This window comes from Pseudomonas sp. On1 (assembly GCF_033783325.1).
Genome location: NZ_JAWPOA010000003.1, coordinates 25313 through 43097, shown reverse-complemented (window position 1 = coordinate 43097; position 17785 = coordinate 25313). Strand labels below are relative to the sequence as shown.

At 56.1% G+C, this 17785-nt stretch carries 18 protein-coding genes and 1 tRNA gene; 9 read left to right on the top strand and 10 right to left on the bottom strand.

Annotation, left to right across the window (positions count from 1 at the left end):
* Positions 1-74 precede the first annotated feature (74 nt).
* From hxsD to R5C80_RS03560, 6 genes are all read left to right on the top strand, one after another.
* The gene (hxsD, locus tag R5C80_RS03585; protein WP_319049807.1) at positions 75-374 is read left to right on the top strand and encodes a His-Xaa-Ser system protein HxsD; all 300 of its coding nucleotides are present in this window, start codon (positions 75-77) and stop codon (positions 372-374) included.
* Positions 371-1858 carry a His-Xaa-Ser system radical SAM maturase HxsB gene (gene hxsB, locus R5C80_RS03580; protein WP_319049806.1) on the top strand — a complete coding sequence of 496 codons (1488 nt, stop codon included), beginning with the start codon at positions 371-373 and terminating at the stop codon, positions 1856-1858. Before hxsD ends, hxsB begins: the two co-directional genes overlap by 4 nt.
* Positions 1859-1863: 5 nt before the next feature.
* On the top strand, positions 1864-3093 hold the full coding sequence (gene hxsC / locus R5C80_RS03575; protein ID WP_263158486.1) for a His-Xaa-Ser system radical SAM maturase HxsC: 1230 nt from the start codon (positions 1864-1866) through the stop codon (positions 3091-3093).
* Entirely contained in the window at positions 3090-3698 is a 609-nt protein-coding gene (hxsA, locus tag R5C80_RS03570) for a His-Xaa-Ser repeat protein HxsA (protein ID WP_319049805.1), read from the top strand. Before hxsC ends, hxsA begins: the two co-directional genes overlap by 4 nt.
* A gap of 311 nt (positions 3699-4009) precedes the next feature.
* Positions 4010-4432 carry a hypothetical protein gene (locus tag R5C80_RS03565; RefSeq protein ID WP_319049804.1) on the top strand — a complete coding sequence of 141 codons (423 nt, stop codon included), beginning with the start codon at positions 4010-4012 and terminating at the stop codon, positions 4430-4432.
* Positions 4433-4503: 71 nt separating this feature from the next.
* Positions 4504-6327: a hypothetical protein gene (locus R5C80_RS03560; RefSeq protein WP_319049803.1), complete on the top strand. Its 1824-nt coding sequence runs from the start codon at positions 4504-4506 to the stop codon at positions 6325-6327.
* Between the two features lie 97 nt (positions 6328-6424).
* Here R5C80_RS03560 and R5C80_RS03555 read toward each other — a convergent pair whose 3' ends face one another.
* A complete protein-coding gene (locus R5C80_RS03555) occupies positions 6425-6634 on the bottom strand; it encodes a hypothetical protein (protein ID WP_319049802.1) in 210 nt (69 codons plus the stop codon).
* Positions 6635-6917: 283 nt separating this feature from the next.
* Here R5C80_RS03555 and R5C80_RS03550 point away from each other — a divergent pair, with 283 nt between their 5' ends.
* Both R5C80_RS03550 and R5C80_RS03545 read left to right on the top strand, forming a co-directional pair.
* Entirely contained in the window at positions 6918-7481 is a 564-nt protein-coding gene (locus tag R5C80_RS03550; RefSeq protein ID WP_319049801.1) for a hypothetical protein, read from the top strand.
* Positions 7478-7867: a hypothetical protein gene (locus R5C80_RS03545; protein ID WP_319049800.1), complete on the top strand. Its 390-nt coding sequence runs from the start codon at positions 7478-7480 to the stop codon at positions 7865-7867. Before R5C80_RS03550 ends, R5C80_RS03545 begins: the two co-directional genes overlap by 4 nt.
* A 109-nt stretch (positions 7868-7976) precedes the next feature.
* On the opposite strand, the gene R5C80_RS03540 is transcribed toward R5C80_RS03545, so the two are convergent.
* Both R5C80_RS03540 and R5C80_RS03535 read right to left on the bottom strand, forming a co-directional pair.
* Positions 7977-8285 carry a DUF3077 domain-containing protein gene (locus R5C80_RS03540; RefSeq protein ID WP_203647240.1) on the bottom strand — a complete coding sequence of 103 codons (309 nt, stop codon included), beginning with the start codon at positions 8283-8285 and terminating at the stop codon, positions 7977-7979.
* Between the two features lie 76 nt (positions 8286-8361).
* Positions 8362-8598 (bottom strand): hypothetical protein, encoded by a 237-nt coding sequence (locus R5C80_RS03535; RefSeq protein WP_319049799.1) that lies wholly within the window; start codon positions 8596-8598, stop codon positions 8362-8364.
* 472 nt (positions 8599-9070) lie between these two features.
* Between R5C80_RS03535 and R5C80_RS03530 the strand changes: the two genes are divergently transcribed.
* Positions 9071-10162 (top strand): HNH endonuclease signature motif containing protein, encoded by a 1092-nt coding sequence (locus R5C80_RS03530; protein WP_319049798.1) that lies wholly within the window; start codon positions 9071-9073, stop codon positions 10160-10162.
* A gap of 117 nt (positions 10163-10279) precedes the next feature.
* On the opposite strand, the gene R5C80_RS03525 is transcribed toward R5C80_RS03530, so the two are convergent.
* From R5C80_RS03525 to pheS, 7 genes are all read right to left on the bottom strand, one after another.
* Positions 10280-12559 carry a DEAD/DEAH box helicase gene (locus tag R5C80_RS03525; protein ID WP_319049797.1) on the bottom strand — a complete coding sequence of 760 codons (2280 nt, stop codon included), beginning with the start codon at positions 12557-12559 and terminating at the stop codon, positions 10280-10282.
* Positions 12556-13290 (bottom strand): hypothetical protein, encoded by a 735-nt coding sequence (locus R5C80_RS03520; protein ID WP_160291159.1) that lies wholly within the window; start codon positions 13288-13290, stop codon positions 12556-12558. Before R5C80_RS03520 ends, R5C80_RS03525 begins: the two co-directional genes overlap by 4 nt.
* A 212-nt stretch (positions 13291-13502) precedes the next feature.
* Positions 13503-13579, bottom strand: a tRNA-Pro gene (locus tag R5C80_RS03515).
* A 102-nt stretch (positions 13580-13681) separates the two neighbouring features.
* Positions 13682-14038 carry a MerR family transcriptional regulator gene (locus R5C80_RS03510; RefSeq protein WP_023629031.1) on the bottom strand — a complete coding sequence of 119 codons (357 nt, stop codon included), beginning with the start codon at positions 14036-14038 and terminating at the stop codon, positions 13682-13684.
* On the bottom strand, positions 14019-14321 hold the full coding sequence (ihfA, locus tag R5C80_RS03505) for an integration host factor subunit alpha (protein ID WP_009394049.1): 303 nt from the start codon (positions 14319-14321) through the stop codon (positions 14019-14021). Before ihfA ends, R5C80_RS03510 begins: the two co-directional genes overlap by 20 nt.
* A gap of 4 nt (positions 14322-14325) precedes the next feature.
* Entirely contained in the window at positions 14326-16707 is a 2382-nt protein-coding gene (gene pheT / locus R5C80_RS03500; protein WP_319049796.1) for a phenylalanine--tRNA ligase subunit beta, read from the bottom strand.
* Positions 16708-16738: 31 nt separating this feature from the next.
* Positions 16739-17755 (bottom strand): phenylalanine--tRNA ligase subunit alpha, encoded by a 1017-nt coding sequence (pheS, locus tag R5C80_RS03495; RefSeq protein ID WP_023629191.1) that lies wholly within the window; start codon positions 17753-17755, stop codon positions 16739-16741.
* Between the last annotated feature and the right edge of the window lie 30 nt (positions 17756-17785).

Below are 17785 nucleotides of genomic sequence, written 5' to 3'. Positions count from 1 at the left end.
AAAATATGATGGCACTATGCCTCGTTAGCCGGCAAAATCCATACATTCCCAATGGATTTGAAGGACCGGTTCCAATGACATGGCCAGTCATTCTGAAACTCGACAGCGCAGCTTATTCCCTCAGCGTGGTGCAACGAACCGCCTACGCCTTGGCTGACACAGTCGCGATTCAGATCGGCATTGAAGCTGACCAGATCAGCCTCACTGCCTTCCCTGCTAAAGCGAAAGTCATGCTGCCTCAGGAGCAGGCGCATTTGCTGATCCTCCAGCATTTAAATGACTTTGCCCTACGTGATCACATCAACCGTGAGACAGCTGGGTTGCGTGAGGTGCTGGCTCGAGCAGCGCTTGCTGGATGCGGGGTTTCGCGGTGACACTGATTGCGACCGACGCTAACGGCTACCGTCTGCTGCCCTTCCGCTTCATGCGCCTGAACACCGCAAATGACCGCGACATTTTGCTCACCTCCGATACAGGCGAGTATCTGTACGTGAACGACGCGCAGTTAAGGGCCCTCAGTTACTTCGACATAGAAGCAGGCACATCTTTTTACAAGGACCTGCTAGCTCGCCATTTCATCTACGAACCGACACGCCACGATCCTTTTCCCGAAATGGCGGCGCAATATCGCAGCCGCAAGGACTTTCTTTTCCAGGGGCCAGCCCTGCACTTGTTCGTTGTAACGCTACGCTGCAACCACACCTGCCAGTACTGCCAAGTTTCGCGCGCACCGCTGGGTGGCTCGGGCCATGACTTATCGGAAGCGGATGCACTCGCTGCCGTTGATCGCTTGTTCGAATCGAACGCTCCCGCCCTGACGGTAGAGTTCCAGGGCGGCGAGCCACTTCTGGCCTTCGAACGTGTACGCCAGATTGTCGAATGGGTAGCTGTACGAAACCTGGTCGAGCAACGGGATATTCAGTTCGTCATAACCACAACGCTGCACCACCTGACGGACGAAATACTCGACTTCGCAAAACAGCACAGCATCCAGTTCTCGACTTCCCTCGATGGACCGGCGCCCTTGCACAATGCCAACCGCCCGACGCCTTCACGGGACTCTTACGAGCGCACCGTGGAAGGCATCAAACGGGTCCGCGAGCATCTTGGACACGACGCAGTCTCCGCGCTGACAACGTTGACCTCTCGAAGCCTCGAACAGCCTGAAGCTATCGTCGACGAGTATGTAAAGCAGGGCTTTTCCAGCATTTCACTTCGACCGCTCAGCCCTTACGGGTTTGCCTCCAAGAGTGCACATCGCCTTGACTATCCGATTGAGCAGTACCTGACCTTCTACACCAAGGCTCTGACCTATCTGCTGAAGATCAACCAGCAAGGGTCCTACCTGTCGGAGAGCTACACCAGCTTGCTGCTGAAGAACATCCTGACACCCTTCTCATCTGGCTATGTCGACCTGCGCTCACCCGCCGGCGCGGGTACAGCGGCGCTGGTCTACAACTATGACGGTTACGTCTACCCGTCGGACGAGGCTCGGATGCTGCTGGAGATGGGCGAGGACGGTTTAAGGTTGGGCACAGTCCAGCAACCCTTGTCAGAACTTTTGGCCTCACCCGTTATGGAGGCGCTGCTTGCCAGTGGCGTCGCGGAGGCATTGCCGGGCTGTTCGGATTGCGCATTGGTTCCCTACTGCGGGGCAGACCCGGTCGAACATTATGCCCGCCAAGGTGATCCGATCGGACATCGGTTGTTCAGCAGTTTCTGCAAGAAGAACATGGGGCTGTTAAAGCACTTGTTCGCCTTGCTTCGCGACGGAGATGACAACGTTCAAAGGGTACTGCTGTCCTGGTTGAACAGGCGCTCATATAGCGATGCTTCCTTCCCAGGCTACAGGGGCTAAGGACGATGTTGCGCAAAGATACCCACTTCGAAATTCAACACCTGAATGAACCAAAGCTGCTCAAGGTCATCACCTTGGATGAGTTCATTGAGCAAGGTGTCGCAGTTTGCGCCGGTGCCGCGCAATTCAATGATTTGCTGCTCTGGCTACCCAACAAAGATCTTGAGCGAAATCCACATCTGGTTTCATTGCCAGTGGGCGGCTTCCTGACCCCAGAGTCACTCGCTAGCCCCTTCGACAACGGCAGGCTGCACCTGCATTCCCCCAAAGATCCGGATGTCGTTCAACCTGGCGATGTCATTGCCATTACCCCTGGCAATGCATTGGTAAGAGTGCTCTATCGACGCGGATCAGACAGTAACCTGCTGTTCATGACGGATCGTTGCAACAGCCTCTGCCTGATGTGCTCACAACCGCCTAAAGATATTGATGACCGTTGGCATATCGAGGAAAACCTTCGACTGATCGACCTGATGGATGCAGGCGAGGAAAACCTGGGGATCAGCGGCGGAGAGCCCACACTTTATCGTGATGGCCTGCTTGAGATTCTGGCCAAGTGCAAAACCGTTTTGCCGCAGAAGTCCATACATGTGCTGAGCAATGGACGGCTGTTCAAAGATCCGAGCTGGATCGCAGCCCTCGCGGCCCTAGGCCACCCACAGTTGAGTTGGGGCATCCCGCTGTATGCCGACAACGCAGTCGACCATGACCATGTAGTTCAGTCCCCGGGCGCCTTCAGCGAAACCGTGCAAGGTCTCTACAACCTCGCACGCGCTAACCAGATCATTGAAATACGTGTGGTGCTCAGTCGCCTGACCACACCACGCTTGCCTGAACTAGCCCATTACGTGTTCAGGAACCTCCCATTCGTGCGGCACGTTGCGTTGATGGGTATCGAAAGCACTGGTCTGGCCAGAAAGCACTACGAGGAGTTGTGGATTGACCCGCTGGATTATCAAGAGGCATTGAGCCAAACCGCATATTTCCTCTTCAACCGCGGGATGCCGGTTTCGATCTACAACCTGCCCCTGTGTGTGATCCCACCCCACCTCTCACGATTCGCCCGCCAGAGCATCTCCGACTGGAAAAACCTGTTCATCGATACCTGTCAGCAATGCGCTGCCGTCAAACATTGCTCAGGGTTCTTCAAATCCCACACTGACCGCTGGCAGAGCCGCGGCGTACGACAACTATCGACCGAGGCCTTTAGCGCCTATGCAAGGAGTGCACAGTGAAATTGCTCGACCGCTGGAAAATCCTGATCAGTGGCATCACCTTGTTGCCTATGGCTGGTACCACATTGGCACAGGCAGGCCATACACCGCTCGCCGATGCGAACTGGCAACCGAACGACAAGCTGCAGCCCCCCGTCTTTGCCGATACGCTGAATGCCGCAGACGCAGTGAACATTTATGCGGCACATCGCTCGCACAGCTCACATCGATCCCATAGCTCCCACAGCTCCCATTACAGCGGGTCCGGTGGCTATAGCGCGCCTCGCTACTACAGCCCGCCCGCAACCAGCACACGGAGTTACAGTGCGCCAAGTACCTCGCACAGGACTTCAGGTAGCAATAGCCTTTATCAGTCGACCGGCACTGCTCCCGGAGCGAGCCCGGGTACGTCAAAGACCCGCGCGACCAACGAACAGAAAAGCAACCTGGTCAAGCGCGTACAGACTGCACTTATGGTTCGCCAGTACTATCAAGGCACAATTGATGGGGTCATGGGCAAGGCTACTCGTGGCGCGTTAATGGCCTTCCAAATGGATAGTGCACTGACCGTGAATGGCAGGATGGATACACCCACTCTCAATTCACTGGGGATCAAGATTCCATGAAGGCAAGGCTCACCTGACAACCCCGAGCGGTATTACCTTTTGCCCAGCAATATTTAGTTGCCCAGGGACTACAACATTTAAAGAAACGAAGGCACGTTCCGCGAAGGGCAATCGTCACCATCGAAATCATCGTGGGAGCGGGCTTTGCCCTGCGATGCAGGCGACACGCGGTATGACACCTGCAGCAACCCTAATTGCAGTTGCAGGACCGCCGTGGATCGTTACACGGGTAAGTCCAAAGGATGATGTCATTCGGATATCAAGCCACGCTAATCTAGGATGACCACCAGCGAACAACAAGGAAGGACGCCATGCAGCACATTACCCAGGTCGATAACACTCTTTGGGCACTGATCAGCCGCTTGCAGGGCACGGAGCTGCAAACACCCTCCAACGCCAGCAATACCCGTTTCAGGATCGCGGCGGTCAACAACGACAACGTAGAAGTGGTAACCGGCGCCAACAACAGCTCGGTCACCCTAACCCGCGCGGCTTTCCAGCAGACGCTGGACTACCTGGCCAGTAACCGTCATTTCGGTGAAGCACGCGCTGTGGAGATTGGTTCCAGTCACACGCCCGCCAACGCCGGCCCGCTCTGCCACGCTGCTCGTCGCCAACCCGATGGTCGTCCAGGCACCGTCGTCATCACCTACATCCTGCCGATACTGGAGCACTGCCAGGCTGTCGCCATTGAGCGCGACGCCAGGCCGACCAGCACCTGGTTGGTGCCTTGAGCCCACCCCACTTTGTACGGGGGCACCAGCTCCCTTTGCCCGATACACCGTTCAAAAGGTAAGGACACACGATGGCAACCTCAGGAATCGATTGCGACGACGACTTGTTCACCAGCCTCATCAGCGCCACGCCCGAAGAAGTGGACATTCTGGTGGACATCATCACCGACTTCTCCCGGGGCCGCGCCGGCCTGGATGCGGACATCAAGAAGCAGCTGGTACAGGCCAAGTACAGTTCGCGAGCGGCGGGCTACACCGAGCAGCAGCTCGACCTGCTGGGCCATGAGCTGCAGCAGTTCGGCGGGCATTCGGCAATGAACCTGGCCCGTCGCCTGTTGAAGAAATCGGCGGTGCCCTACGCCGAGATCGTCAACGACGTGTACCAGAAGCTCAACGGCAGCGGCGCAACCAGCGTGGCGGACAAGGAACGCCAGATCGCCCTGGCGCTGTTCGGCGCCGGCTGGCGGGAGCTACCGGCCAGCGAGCGTTTCGAGCGGGCCACCAGCACCAAGGTGCTGACCGGGCTGTTCAAACTTGAAGAGGCGCTGCCCAAAGGGGCCGCCAGCATGATCGGCCTTTCCGCCTCGCGCAGCGCGGCACTGTTCACCATGGCGGCGACCACCGGATTGCGCCTGAACCCCTTTGGCGCCGCCTTCACTGCTGGCGTGGGCCTGCATAGCAGCGTAGCTGAAGCCTACCGCGTGACCGTGCCCTTCGTTGCCCAGATGGGCTGGATCCGCCTGCGCCGGGAGTCGCCCGCCACGCCCCAGGCCACACGCTCCGACACCCAGCCAGTGGCCACATCTTCCCAGACCACTGCCGACCTGGTGATCCAAGACGGCCAGGGCGGCACATTGCTCAAGCTCAACGTCGTGCAACGCCCGCCCGCAGGTACCCACCGCCCGCTGCCAACCGACCACATCAGTGCGCTCAACCCGCTGCTGGCCAATGTGCCCGGCTTGGCCGCTATGGGCGAGCTGGCCAGCGGCAACTACGTGATGTGCAGCCTGCCGTTCGAGACACTGACAAAAAACGCCAACGGCGACGGTAGCGTCCGGGCCTTCGTGCGAACCGGCGGCAAGATCAGTGAACAGGCCAGCCTGTCGCTCCCTGAAGACCTGCAGAACGTGCTGCTCAGTGGCGCGGTGTGGAACGCAGTGTCCTCGGCGGTGGGCCAGAAGCACCTGCACGACATCAACGAAAAGCTGGACGTCATCAAGCGTCAACTGGATGCCGTGCAGCACGATCTGGACGAAAAGCAGTGGGAAAAGCTGACCGGGATGTTCGAGTACACCCAAGGCGTGCTCGATCACTATGCGCAAGAAGGCATCGACAGCACTGCCCGCCAGACTCTGGAAAATCATCATAGCCAGATCACCTCCCTGGCCCAGTACTTCGCTCGCAAGATGAGCGAAGAACTGAAGCGCGCCCAGGATGTGCAGGCTGACAAACTGTTCGGTGTGGACAGCACCCGCCAGGCATTGCAGGACAGCCTGACGAAGATGGAGGGTTGGGTCAGCGGTTACCTGCAAACCGCACAGTTGCAAGTGGTCAGCAGTGCCTTGCGCTACCTGGCCGAGCCACTGCAACGCTATCGCGCCCAGGCGACCAAGGCTCTCGAAAGCCTCGGCCAGCTGGATGAAATCGGCAACCAGAGCCGTAGCATCTACAGCTCGCAGATGGAACTGACCAGCTCACGCATGTTCAGCCTCGACGCCTCGCTGAAACAGAGCTTCACGGCACAACTGGACGGCCTGACCAGCGCCTTGGTCCAAGGCCCGCGGGACACCCAGCAACTACAGCAGTCGTTGTTCGATCAAGGGGAGCGTCAGATACTGCTGCGTTATGAGAACGGACAGATCGCTGAAGCCCAACTGCTGGAACGGGCGGTCTGAAGACAACCAACGTAGCCTTTGGCGTAAGCGAAACGAAGGATGCCATAGGCAGGACCGGGGGCGCGCGTGCAGAAATTGTCTGCTGACGATCACGCTCTCAACCTTCGAACAGCACGGTGCGCTTGCGATTCGCTTGTGCCCGTGCCCGAAGATCAGCCATGCGACTCAGCAACGATGCAGGGATGGGCTGGAGACGTTCCGGGTTATCGGTAATGTCCGTGTGCACAAGCTCAAGAATGGTTTCTTGGGCCTCCTGTGCTTCGCGTTTGATGGCTAAAAGAGCCACGCTCCCCTTTGATTCGGACATGTTTTGCTCCTTCATCCGGACCATGCGACGACTGCCGCATGTGCGATCTGACCAAGGGAATGTACAGCAGAATTACTCGAGAGAAATGAAGGGCAAGCCCACCGTTGCATGGTTTCAGAACGGGACTACATACCCATTGCCGTTCGATCAACACAGGCGCTTGCTCTACACCGCACCTGAACGCCGCAGGCCTTTGGCCATTAGCACAAGTGCCCTAATCGACCCTCCTCCCTTATGCCTCGTATAGTCCCCCTTGGATTACAAAAAACCGGGAAAGGACGCCATGGGTTACAAACTTCCACCCCTCTGCCAGTGGCTGGCCATCCTGGCCCTGGCCTGCAGCACCCCGGCCCTGGCCGAACAAGCCGCAGGCGACTACTGGATCATCTACGGCAAAGGGGAACGCTTGCACAACGAGGTCTACGTCGCCAATGCCGCCGGCATCCTGCAAAAGCCCGGCGGGGTGCAATCGGCCCAGGTCATGCAGCTGTTCGAAGACCCGGCCTTCCCGACCCTCGCCGCCTACGAGGTGCAGGTCAAATGCAAACAGCGCCAGATCCGCCTGGACAGCGCCCGGGCGATACGTCGCTTCGACGGTGCCGTGCGCGATGTGAAAACCAACGCCAAAGACTGGGTCGCACCAAAGGACTACTGGCTGCAGCGCACCTTCGCCTTCGTCTGCGCCCCCGACAACCGTGCGCGCAACCAGATGCTGTCGATCGGCAAGATGCCGGCGGCGAAGATGGTCGCCACCATCCAGGCCATGTTCATCCAGTTGATCGGCGTCCAGGCCAACAGCCAGGCGGTGCAGGAGCTGGACGACATGCTGGCGAACACCCCACGATGAACACGCGCCCTCTGCTGATCCTTGGCCTGTTGCTGCCGACGTTGGCCGGCTGCATCCCGACCCTGCCCGAGCTGATGGCGGGCAACCAATGGCAAGGCCGCGACGCCAAGCAGGCCATCGACTTCTTCGGCCCGCCCATGCGCATGGAGCCGTTGCCCGACGGCGCTGGGGTGCAGTTGGGCTGGTACCGCGATACCACCTACGTGCAAAAGGAAGTGGTCGGCAGCACCGCCGAGATGCAAGGTAACGTGATGGTCCACACCAATTACTGGGACGACGTGGCCCATCCTGGCGGCTGCACGATCCTGATGTCGGTGAACAAGGCGCGGCAGATCAACGACTTTTCCACCAAGGGGCGCTGTAATGGCGTGAACCTGGCGCCATAGCGACTCGGCGAAACGTGGCAGCGGACTTGTTGGAGCGAACTCGTGAGAGCGGGCTTGCCCCGCGATAGCGCCCGCCCAGGCAACCAGCCCCCAGCCAGATACCCTCCCCCTACTCAGCCCCCCGCCCAACCATCAACCCATGATTCACATCCTGGGCCAACGCCTTGGCCATACCACTGAGGTAATGCACCGCCGTCAGCAGCGTAGGCAGATGATCAGTCTCCACCATCGCCAGATCACTGATCTTGTGCACCGCACACATCAGCACGGTCGCCTGCTCCACCGCATGGTCCAGCGGATGCCCCGCCACCACGCGGAACAGCGGGTCTTGCACACTCACCTGCGCGCCTTCGCCGAAATGCCCGACGCCGGTGGTGGCGAGTTTCTTGATGCGCGGGATTTGCAATTCCTTATCCATACCATTCCTCCTGCGGCCCCGCGAACAGCGCGGGGCCTGATCGGTAAACATCAAATGCGAGCTCAGGCTCGCCAGATCAATGCCGGGATTGCACGCGGCTCAGCGCCACTTCCACCAAGGTGCGGGCGCTGTCGATTTCGTGCATGGCGGCAAGGGTCAGGACCTGGCCTGGGGGTTTGGCATGGAGCAGGACGGTCTGCTGGCTAACGGTCAGGGCGCAGACGAGGTATTCGGAGATCTGGACCAGAGGGTCTTCGAGGGTGTGGGTGGTGTATTTGTCGTGTAGAGGTGGATCGGGGACTATTTTCAGCATGGTAGAGCTCCTATTTTCAAATGGAGCTACCGTTCTCTGCTGTCAAACAGAAAGGTGGCAGCTGTACGCGGGTTGACAGACCGGGAAAATAGGAAACCGGCGCACCGAAGTGCCCCACGTACAGCCACCATAGACGGCCATGCACGCGCGTTACTATCTTCCCAGTCTGTCAAAACCGGTCGCTGAATTTGCAGCGACTTGACGAGACTAGATGGGTGATGCAGCGGCTGCAACGGGCTGTAAGGGGGTAGAAGTATGTTTCGGAAACGGACTACAGAGAAGAGGGAAAATCCGATTCCGTAGACCCTGGGCACACCTGCTGCCACAACGAATATGAACCTGAAACGCATACGAACTCGCGCGCGGACGCTACGATCGCAGTGGCGCTTTGCCAGTTTTTCTTGAACCGTTTGATCACTTTGGCGACGATGGGGAAATTTCCTACAAACATCGGCGACAAAGGGCAGCGCACGTGGCGATCAAAGCTGTATCGAAGGAACGTATTGATGAGGCTTTGCTGGAATTTGACCGCGACTTTAGAGGAAGACGAGAGTGGCATGGTTGGGAGACGAACCCTGCCCACCGCTACGCGATCGCTGTAGGGGGTACATCGTACCCAGCAAAGAAAATAGTCTCCTTGGCTACCTGCATCGCAGTTAGCCAAATCCCGGGCGGACATCTCACAAACCGCTATTTAGAAAAACGTGGGTTTACCCTCATTGAGCTGCAGAGCATTGGTCTAGAAACAGTCCTGCAGTTCGAGCCTGGGGCCATTTACGATCGCGTGAGTGAAATCAACGGACCATTCGGGGGTAGCCGACAAAGCGGCATAGCTGCATCCGCTACCCACCCGGCGATTTTCTTGTTTACTGGCGATAGTGGCGAGCAATACGGCTACGCCGACCGCTGGGACAACGGTGCGTTTCTCTACACTGGTGAGGGGCAGCGTGGACCTATGACATTGAACCGTGGCAACAGAGCTGTCGCTGAGCATGCTGAGACAGGTCGTGCGCTTCATCTGTTCAAATCGCTCGGCAAAGGAAAAGGTAATCGCTATATAGGTGAGTTCTGCTGCGCCGACGTCTTTGAACGAATCCAACCGGATGTTGATGGCGAAGATCGTACTGCTCTGGTTTTCAGATTGGTGCCTGTGGGCAGCCCAGAGCTGAACATCGAAACTGAGTTGGAGACAGAGGTTGAACTCGCAGATTCGTTAGCTGCTGCTCGAATAGCTGCTCTGGCAGCCTGTAAGCCGGTAACTAATGCAATGGACCAATCAGCGCCCCGCAAAATTTACCAACGCAGCCGAACGGTAGCTCACTATGTCCTTATGCGTGCCAAAGGCTTATGTGAAAGCTGTGACAAGCCAGCTCCTTTTTTTAAGAAAGATGGAACCCCATACCTGGAACCGCATCATGTAAATCGGCTCTCCGATGGTGGCCTCGACCACCCTCGGTACGTAGGTGCTATCTGCCCATCTTGCCATCGCGAAATCCACTCGGGTGTGCACGGTGTGTCGCTTAATGAGCAGTTGAAGAAGCGACTTAATGTAATTGAAGGCTAAGTTGATTGATAACGCCGCCAATACCTAAGGACGCACCATGAGTCTCTGGGGCGAACTCTCATCGCCTCAAAACAAATAAAGACTCCACCTAATAAAACACCGCCCATCAAGAGCACACTATGGGCGGTACCACTCGGTCATATCTTGTATGTGCTGTGGAGCAGAAGCTATGGCTGAGGAAAAGACTATTTCTTTTTCATTGACAAAAGAAACATAATCAGAAATTTCAGACACACTATCTGGAGGAAACCCATATCTCATAAGCAGCATGTGCATCACATTATTTGTGCCATACCTTAACAACTCAACCATCTTTTGAGCACGAGCATCACTCGTTAACTGACCATAAATCCTAAATGACGCTAAAAAAACATCCGACAGAGAAAACGATATTACTTGATCCATATAATCATAAGTATCAAACACAACGGCATCATAACTCACATTTCGAGCAGGCACATCGTAAAACAGCGAAAACTTATTAGTCAGAGTTGAGTCAGGAAGTTTATTTGCTGGCTGAGCAAAATCAGCATTACCCTGTCGCCCCGAATCACGCCTGGATATATTACTGAAGCGAATTCCTGCAATCTCTCTAAATGAGCGACCACCTACAGCCAATAAGAAAATCATTATTGCGGTTTTAAAAACCTCCTCCTCTCCAGGATACAAAAGCCGATTTATTGAAGAAGTGAAGATAATTTTTAAATTTTCTCTAACAGCCAACCTATACGGCTGACTTTCCTTTCCAGACAAACCCTTCCTAATTTCGCCATTCTCGTACATTATATCAAGCACCTTTCGACACGCCTCTAAGACGGGAGAGGTAGAAAGACGCTTTACTTTAGTTTCCGGCAAATTGTAGTCATCATCAAACGATCCGTCTCTAATCGAATCAATCACCTCTTTTACATCTGCATCATCACCCTCATATTCTTTATCCAGGATAGATACTTCGCTTAGCGAGTACGTATCATTCAAACGCTCCGTATATAGCTTTGGGCTTTCCGTAAAAACATAACCATAGTCATATTTTTTGAGCCCAGTAAGCCTGCCAGCCCTTCCAATAAGATTCTTGAAAGATAGTGACTTGTCACTTCCTTCGCCCACCATCCTCATGTTTTGCAACCAGAGGATATCAAATGGCATATTGACACCCTGCGCTAAAGTGCTAGTTGCGAAACATATTTTCGCATGCTTGCCTCGTATAAACCTCTCAACTAAAAATCTAACCTCCAATGGAACGGAGCCGTGATGTATAACAACACCTTTCTTAAGCAGCGCCACCAGTTTTGAGCGATGATCCCTTACATCAGCCCCTAGCATGTGTTCCACAGCCTTAATTATTTCTAAAGCTTCCTCATCGACTACATCAGGGAATCCCTCTATGTACTTATCAAAATCAATAGAAAACTTGTCATTATAAATTGACGCCTTGGACACAAATATCAAAATAGAATGCTTCCCATTAAAAGCAAATTTCTCAAAGCCCCCTTCAAACTCACAGGCTTTATTTAGCAGATACCCCTTATCTTCAAATGGCGAGAAATAGTAATCTTTTTTGTTCGCATGTCTAAATACGCTGATCTTCCCAACTGCTCCGTGCGTATATGATCTAGCGTATCCTTTGTCCATTGGAATGCTGTGCTTCTTGAACTGTGCTACGGGATTTTCAACAAAAGGATGCGCAAAAATTAGTTTCGCTTTCGGAAAAACTTTTGATACCCGTCTAACAAGAACATCAAAGTCAACACCTCGCGCCTTTTCTTCAGATACCTGTGCCTCATCAAAAAAGAACACATTGACCTTTAGCTTATGGCCCAATGAAAACAGCTCGCGAGCTCGCTCTGGCGTTAGAATAAATATTCTTCTTAAATTCCGACTAGTGAAGATCGAGTCAATAAATGAAGATACCATCACAGACTTATCGCCAGCAAAGCGTTCTCTGACAGTACTCATATACTCTGCAATTAACGCGCGCGAAGGAACCACAATAACTGCATCACCACTCTGCTCGGCTATAAAATCGCGAATAGAATACGACTTCCCTGCAGATGTCGGCGCAGATATTGAAACAAATTGCTTTTCTTCAATTGCACGCCTTACACTAGCCTGCACAGGAGTTAACAGCTCACCAAAATCTTTCTTATGCTGCGCCCCGACAGATGACATTAGTAAAGCATAGAGACTATTGGGAGAGCCCACCTTATAAAAAAGCCCGATTGCCGATATTATCGACTCCTCCAACTCGAAAAAAACATCCTTATGAAATTCTTTATAGAGGGCCAAACTTTCAAGCATTTCTGAACGCACGGGCCCTTCTTCATGCAAAGCCCGAAGCAAATTAGAAATATCTGCATATGGATCCGGAGAGTTCTTTATATCGGCTATATTACTCACAAGTCCTCCTTGACACCAACAAGGTAAAATCCGCTTACACTATTCTCACCCACGAACGCCTTTGCCGACTCCAGCGCATTCTTGAATATCAACATGGGATTATCGGAGTTAACCGAAAATGCCGCTACAACCCCAAATTTTTCATCATCTAGATTTGATATTGAAATTGGACAAGCCAGCTTCTCAAGATGAGCACGATCTCGAAAATGCTTCTCTACTTTAATAAAGTCCGAAGCCTGACCAATAGCCAGCCCATGGGGATTCGAACTCCCTGAATATTTTGCCTCACCGAAGTTTATGAAATTCGATCCGCAAACCGTATGAAAGTCAAAACCTTCATTCTGTTTAAGTTGCGGCTTCCACAGCTCAGCGATTGGTAAACGCGTGTGTTCAAACACCTGCTCTAGAGCCCTGGCCGAACCTATAGATACCATCAGCTCACCAAATTCAGCCCCTATAGTTCCTTCCGAGCTAGTTTTTCCAAAAACTTCGACCAAGGCAGCCGCTGTTTCTCTAACGGTATAGTCATACTGCCTTCGAACACCTCTATCCAAGGACATCATCCAAGAAGTATCAAGTACTGTACCTGTTAACTTCTCAGAAAAGTCTTTTAAACTACGAACATTGACGAGGCAGATTTTTACATCTCTGTAACCTAGAGATTCTGCAATTTCGTAGTATGAACACCCCCACTCCAAGTCGGATTTTTCGTCCCCCAGCACCAACCCCATATTGCCTCCATTCAAGGATACGCGGCTTTCAAAACTGCAACAAAGCTATAGGCATCATAATGCCATTACATACGGATCCAATCCTGATGTAAAGACAGACCCTATCGATTAAATTTGAGCAGCTGGAACAAAATTGGGGACAGCTAAAAAGCTAAGACAGTAAAAAACGAAAAAGCCCAGTCGTTTCCGACTGGGCTTTTCCGTTTCAATAATGGTCGGGACGGAGTGATTCGAACACTCGACCCCTTGCACCCCATGCAAGTGCGCTACCGGGCTGCGCTACGCCCCGACAAGGCGGCTCTCAATGTTGCTGAGAACGAGAAGAAATGTACCCTAACCTTTTGATTAATGGAAGCTTTTTTTCAAAAAACTTTCCATTCGTCGGCTCTGGTCACTTCTTGAGCACCACCAACACATCCTCCAACTCCGCAATCATCTGCCGAATCAGCTGTTTGTACTGGCTGGACTCATCCTTGACCTCATCACTGGAGAGCCGCAGTCGCGCCCCGCCAATGGTAAAGCCCTGGTCATACAGCAAAGCGCGGATCTGGCGGATCATCAGCACGTCCTGGCGCTGATAATACCGCCGGTTGCCACGGCGCTTCACCGGGTTGAGCTGCGTGAATTCCTGCTCCCAGTAGCGCAGCACGTGTGGCTTTACCGCACAGAGCTCGCTGACTTCACCGATGGTGAAGTAGCGTTTGCCCGGGATGGGGGGCAGCTCGTCGTTATGGCTTGGTTCCAGCATAGGCCTCTACCCGGGCTTTCAGCTTCTGCCCTGGACGAAAGGTGACGACGCGGCGCGCGGTGATCGGGATCTCTTCCCCTGTTTTAGGGTTGCGGCCCGGCCGCTGGCGTTTGTCGCGAAGGTCGAAGTTGCCGAAACCGGACAACTTGACCTGCTCGTTGTCTTCAAGCGCGTGCCGAATTTCTTCGAAAAACAGCTCGACCAGCTCCTTGGCCTCACGCTTGTTAAGCCCCAGCTCCTCGTACAGCCTTTCGGCCATCTCAGCTTTCGTCAGAGCACCCATGCCGTTATTTCCTTAACGTGGTGTTCAACCTTTGTTCAAGCGAGGTGAGGATGGTTTGCAGGGTTTCATTCACCTCATCGTCGTTAAGAGTGCGCGATGGATGTTGCCAGGTCAAGCCGACCGCCAGGCTTTTTCTATCAGGATCAATGCCTTTACCCTGGTAGACGTCAAACAGCCTGAGGTCTGTGAGCCATTCGCCCGCATTGTCACGAATTACTTCAAGCACCGAGCTAGAAGCTACATCACGTCCTGCGATCAAAGCCAGGTCACGACGTGTTTCCGGGAACTTGGACAGCTCGCTGAACTTCGGCAGGCGGCCTTCAACTACATCGCCGAGCACCAGCTCGAAGACGAACACCGGGCGGTCGAGGCCGAGGGTCTTGGCCAGCTCGGGGTGGATGGCGCCGAGGTAGCCGACTTCCTTGCCGTCGCGCTCGATGCGGGCGGTCTGGCCGGGGTGCAGGGCCGGATGTTTGCCGGCGGCGAAGGTGAAGTCGCTCAGGGCACCGGAGCAACCCAGCAGGGCTTCCACGTCGGCTTTGACGTCGAAGAAGTCGATGCTGTCGCGGCCGTTGGCCCAGCCTTCCGGCAGACGGCTACCGGTAACGACGCCGGCGATCATCGGTTGCTGCTTGAGGTCACCGAGCTGGCCGACGAAGCGCAGGCCGCTTTCGAACAGGCGCACGCGGTCTTGCTGGCGGTTGAGGTTGTGCTGCATGGCCTTGACCAGGCCCGGCCACAACGAGGCGCGCATGGCGGCCATGTCGTTGGAAATCGGGTTGGCCAGCAGCAGCGGCTCCACACCTGGGGTGAACAGCTCGAACAGTTTCGGGTCGATGAAGCTGTAGGTGATGGCTTCCTGGTAGCCGCGGGCAACCAGCAGACGGCGCAGGTTCGGCAGCTCGCCACGGGTTTCCGGGCGGGCTTGCGGGGCCAGGCGAGCCTGCGGGTAGCGGACCGGCAGGTTGTTGTAGCCGTACAGGCGGGCCAGCTCTTCGATCAGGTCGACTTCCAGGCTGACGTCGAAGCGGTGGCTTGGAACCGTGACGGTCCACTCCCCTGCCCCGTTAGCGCTGGTGTTCAGCTCCAAAGCGTTGAGCAGTTGCTCGACCTGGGCGGCTTGCATTTGCATGCCGAGCATCTGGGTGATGCGTTCGTCGCGCAGGGTGATCGGCGCGATGTTCGGCAGGTGCTGCTCGCTCACGGCTTCGACGATCGGACCGGCTTCGCCGCCGACGATCTCCAGTACCAGGGCGGTGGCGCGCTCCATGGCTTCACGGGCCAGTTGCGAATCCACGCCGCGCTCGTAGCGGTGCGAGGCGTCGGTGTGCAGGCCGTAGGAACGGGCCTTGCCGGCGACGGAGATCGGCTCGAAGAAGGCGCTCTCGAGGAACAGGTCGCGGGTCTTCTCGGTGTTGACGCCGCTGTGCTCGCCACCCATTACGCCGGCAATGGCCAGGGCGCGGGTGTGGTCGGCGATCACCAGGGTGTCGGCGCGCAGGGCAACTTCCTGGCCGTCCAGCAGGACGAGTTTCTCGCCCTCCTCGGCCATGCGTACGCGGATACCGCCGTTGATTTCGGCGAGGTCGAAGGCGTGCATCGGCTGGCCGAGTTCGAGCATCACGTAGTTGGTGATGTCGACGGCGGCGTCGATGCTGCGCACGTCGCTGCGGCGCAGGCGCTCGACCATCCACAGCGGGGTCGGCTTGCTCAGGTCGACGTTGCGGATCACGCGGCCCAGGTAGCGCGGGCAGGCGGCCGGGGCGCTGACTTCGACCGGGCGTACTTCGTCGTGGGCAGCCGGCACGGCTGGTACCACCGGGCGGGTGACCGGCACGTCGTACAGGGCGCTGACGTCACGGGCAAGGCCAGCGATGGACAGGCAATCGCCGCGGTTCGGGGTCAGGCCGATCTCGATGCTGGCGTCGTCCAGGTTCAGGTACTGACGGATATCCTGGCCAACCGGGGCGTCGGCGGCCAGTTCCAGCAGGCCGTCGTTCTCTTCGCTGATCTGCAGCTCGGCAGCCGAGCAGAGCATGCCGAAGGATTCGACGCCGCGCAGCTTGGCCTTCTTGATCTTGAAGTCGCCCGGCAGTTCGGCGCCGATCATGGCGAACGGGATCTTGATGCCTGGGCGGGCATTCGGAGCGCCGCAGACCACCTGGAAGGTCTCCGCGCCGTTGCTTACCTGGCACACGCGCAGCTTGTCGGCGTCCGGGTGTTGTTCGGTGGTGAGGATCTCGCCCACCACGATGCCGCTGAACTGGCCGGCAGCGGGGGTCACGCTGTCGACTTCGAGGCCGGCCATGGACAGGCGGGCGACCAGTTCGTCACGGGAGACTTGCGGGTTTACCCAACCGCGCAGCCACTGTTCACTGAATTTCATGCTGTTCTCCTGAAAGTTGCGTCGATTGGGCCTAGCGGAATTGAGCCAAGAACCGCAGGTCGTTGTCGAAGAACAGACGCAAATCGTTGACGCCATAGCGCAGCATGGCCAGGCGCTCGGCGCCCATGCCGAAGGCGAAGCCCTGGTACTCTTCCGGATCGATGCCGGACATGCGCAGCACGTTCGGGTGGACCATGCCGCAGCCCATCACTTCCAGCCAGCCGGTCTGCTTGCACACGCGGCAGCCCTTGCCGGAACACATCACGCACTGGATGTCGACTTCGGCGCTCGGCTCGGTGAAGGGGAAGAACGACGGGCGGAAGCGCACGGCCAGTTCTTTCTCGAAGAACACCCGCAGGAACTCTTCGATGGTGCCCTTGAGGTCGGCGAAGTTGATGCCGCGATCGACCAGCAGGCCTTCGACCTGGTGGAACATCGGCGAGTGGGTGATATCCGAGTCGCAACGGTACACACGGCCAGGGCAGACGATGCGGATCGGCGGCTGGGTGCTTTCCATGGTGCGCACCTGGACCGGCGAGGTGTGGGTGCGCAGCAGCATGTTGGCGTTGAAGTAGAAGGTGTCGTGCATCGCCCGGGCCGGGTGGTGGCCGGGGATGTTGAGCGCTTCGAAGTTGTGGTAGTCGTCTTCGACCTCAGGGCCTTCGGCGATGCCGTAGCCGATGTGGGTGAAGAACTGCTCGATGCGCTCGAGAGTACGGGTGATCGGGTGCAGCCCGCCGGTGGTCTGGCCACGGCCTGGCAGGGTCACGTCGATGCATTCGGCGGCCAGGCGAGCGTTGAGCTCGGCCTCTTCAAAGGCGGCCTTGCGTGCGTTGAGCACGTCGGTGACGCGTTCCTTGGCGTCGTTGATCAGCGCGCCGACCTTGGGGCGCTCTTCGGCTGGCAGGTTGCCCAGGGTCTTCATCACCTGGGTCAGCTCGCCTTTCTTGCCGAGATATTGGACCCGGATCTGTTCCAGGGTAGTGATGTCTTCAGCGCGTTCCACGGCCTCGAGGGCTTGGGCGACCAGCGCGTCCAGGTTTTCCATGTACAGACTCCAGATACGAAAATAGGGGAA

Coding starts and splice junctions, on each gene's coding strand:
- R5C80_RS03535 (WP_319049799.1), bottom strand. CDS start 8,598: ATGCTGAAAATAGTCCCCGATCCACCTCTACACGACAAATACACCACC.
- pheS (WP_023629191.1), bottom strand. CDS start 17,755: ATGGAAAACCTGGACGCGCTGGTCGCCCAAGCCCTCGAGGCCGTGGAA.
- R5C80_RS03510 (WP_023629031.1), bottom strand. CDS start 14,038: ATGCTGGAACCAAGCCATAACGACGAGCTGCCCCCCATCCCGGGCAAA.
- R5C80_RS03550 (WP_319049801.1), top strand. CDS start 6,918: ATGGGTTACAAACTTCCACCCCTCTGCCAGTGGCTGGCCATCCTGGCC.
- R5C80_RS03565 (WP_319049804.1), top strand. CDS start 4,010: ATGCAGCACATTACCCAGGTCGATAACACTCTTTGGGCACTGATCAGC.
- R5C80_RS03560 (WP_319049803.1), top strand. CDS start 4,504: ATGGCAACCTCAGGAATCGATTGCGACGACGACTTGTTCACCAGCCTC.
- hxsC (WP_263158486.1), top strand. CDS start 1,864: ATGTTGCGCAAAGATACCCACTTCGAAATTCAACACCTGAATGAACCA.
- R5C80_RS03520 (WP_160291159.1), bottom strand. CDS start 13,290: ATGGGGTTGGTGCTGGGGGACGAAAAATCCGACTTGGAGTGGGGGTGT.
- R5C80_RS03545 (WP_319049800.1), top strand. CDS start 7,478: ATGAACACGCGCCCTCTGCTGATCCTTGGCCTGTTGCTGCCGACGTTG.
- pheT (WP_319049796.1), bottom strand. CDS start 16,707: ATGAAATTCAGTGAACAGTGGCTGCGCGGTTGGGTAAACCCGCAAGTC.
- R5C80_RS03540 (WP_203647240.1), bottom strand. CDS start 8,285: ATGGATAAGGAATTGCAAATCCCGCGCATCAAGAAACTCGCCACCACC.
- hxsD (WP_319049807.1), top strand. CDS start 75: ATGACATGGCCAGTCATTCTGAAACTCGACAGCGCAGCTTATTCCCTC.
- ihfA (WP_009394049.1), bottom strand. CDS start 14,321: ATGGGTGCTCTGACGAAAGCTGAGATGGCCGAAAGGCTGTACGAGGAG.
- R5C80_RS03555 (WP_319049802.1), bottom strand. CDS start 6,634: ATGTCCGAATCAAAGGGGAGCGTGGCTCTTTTAGCCATCAAACGCGAA.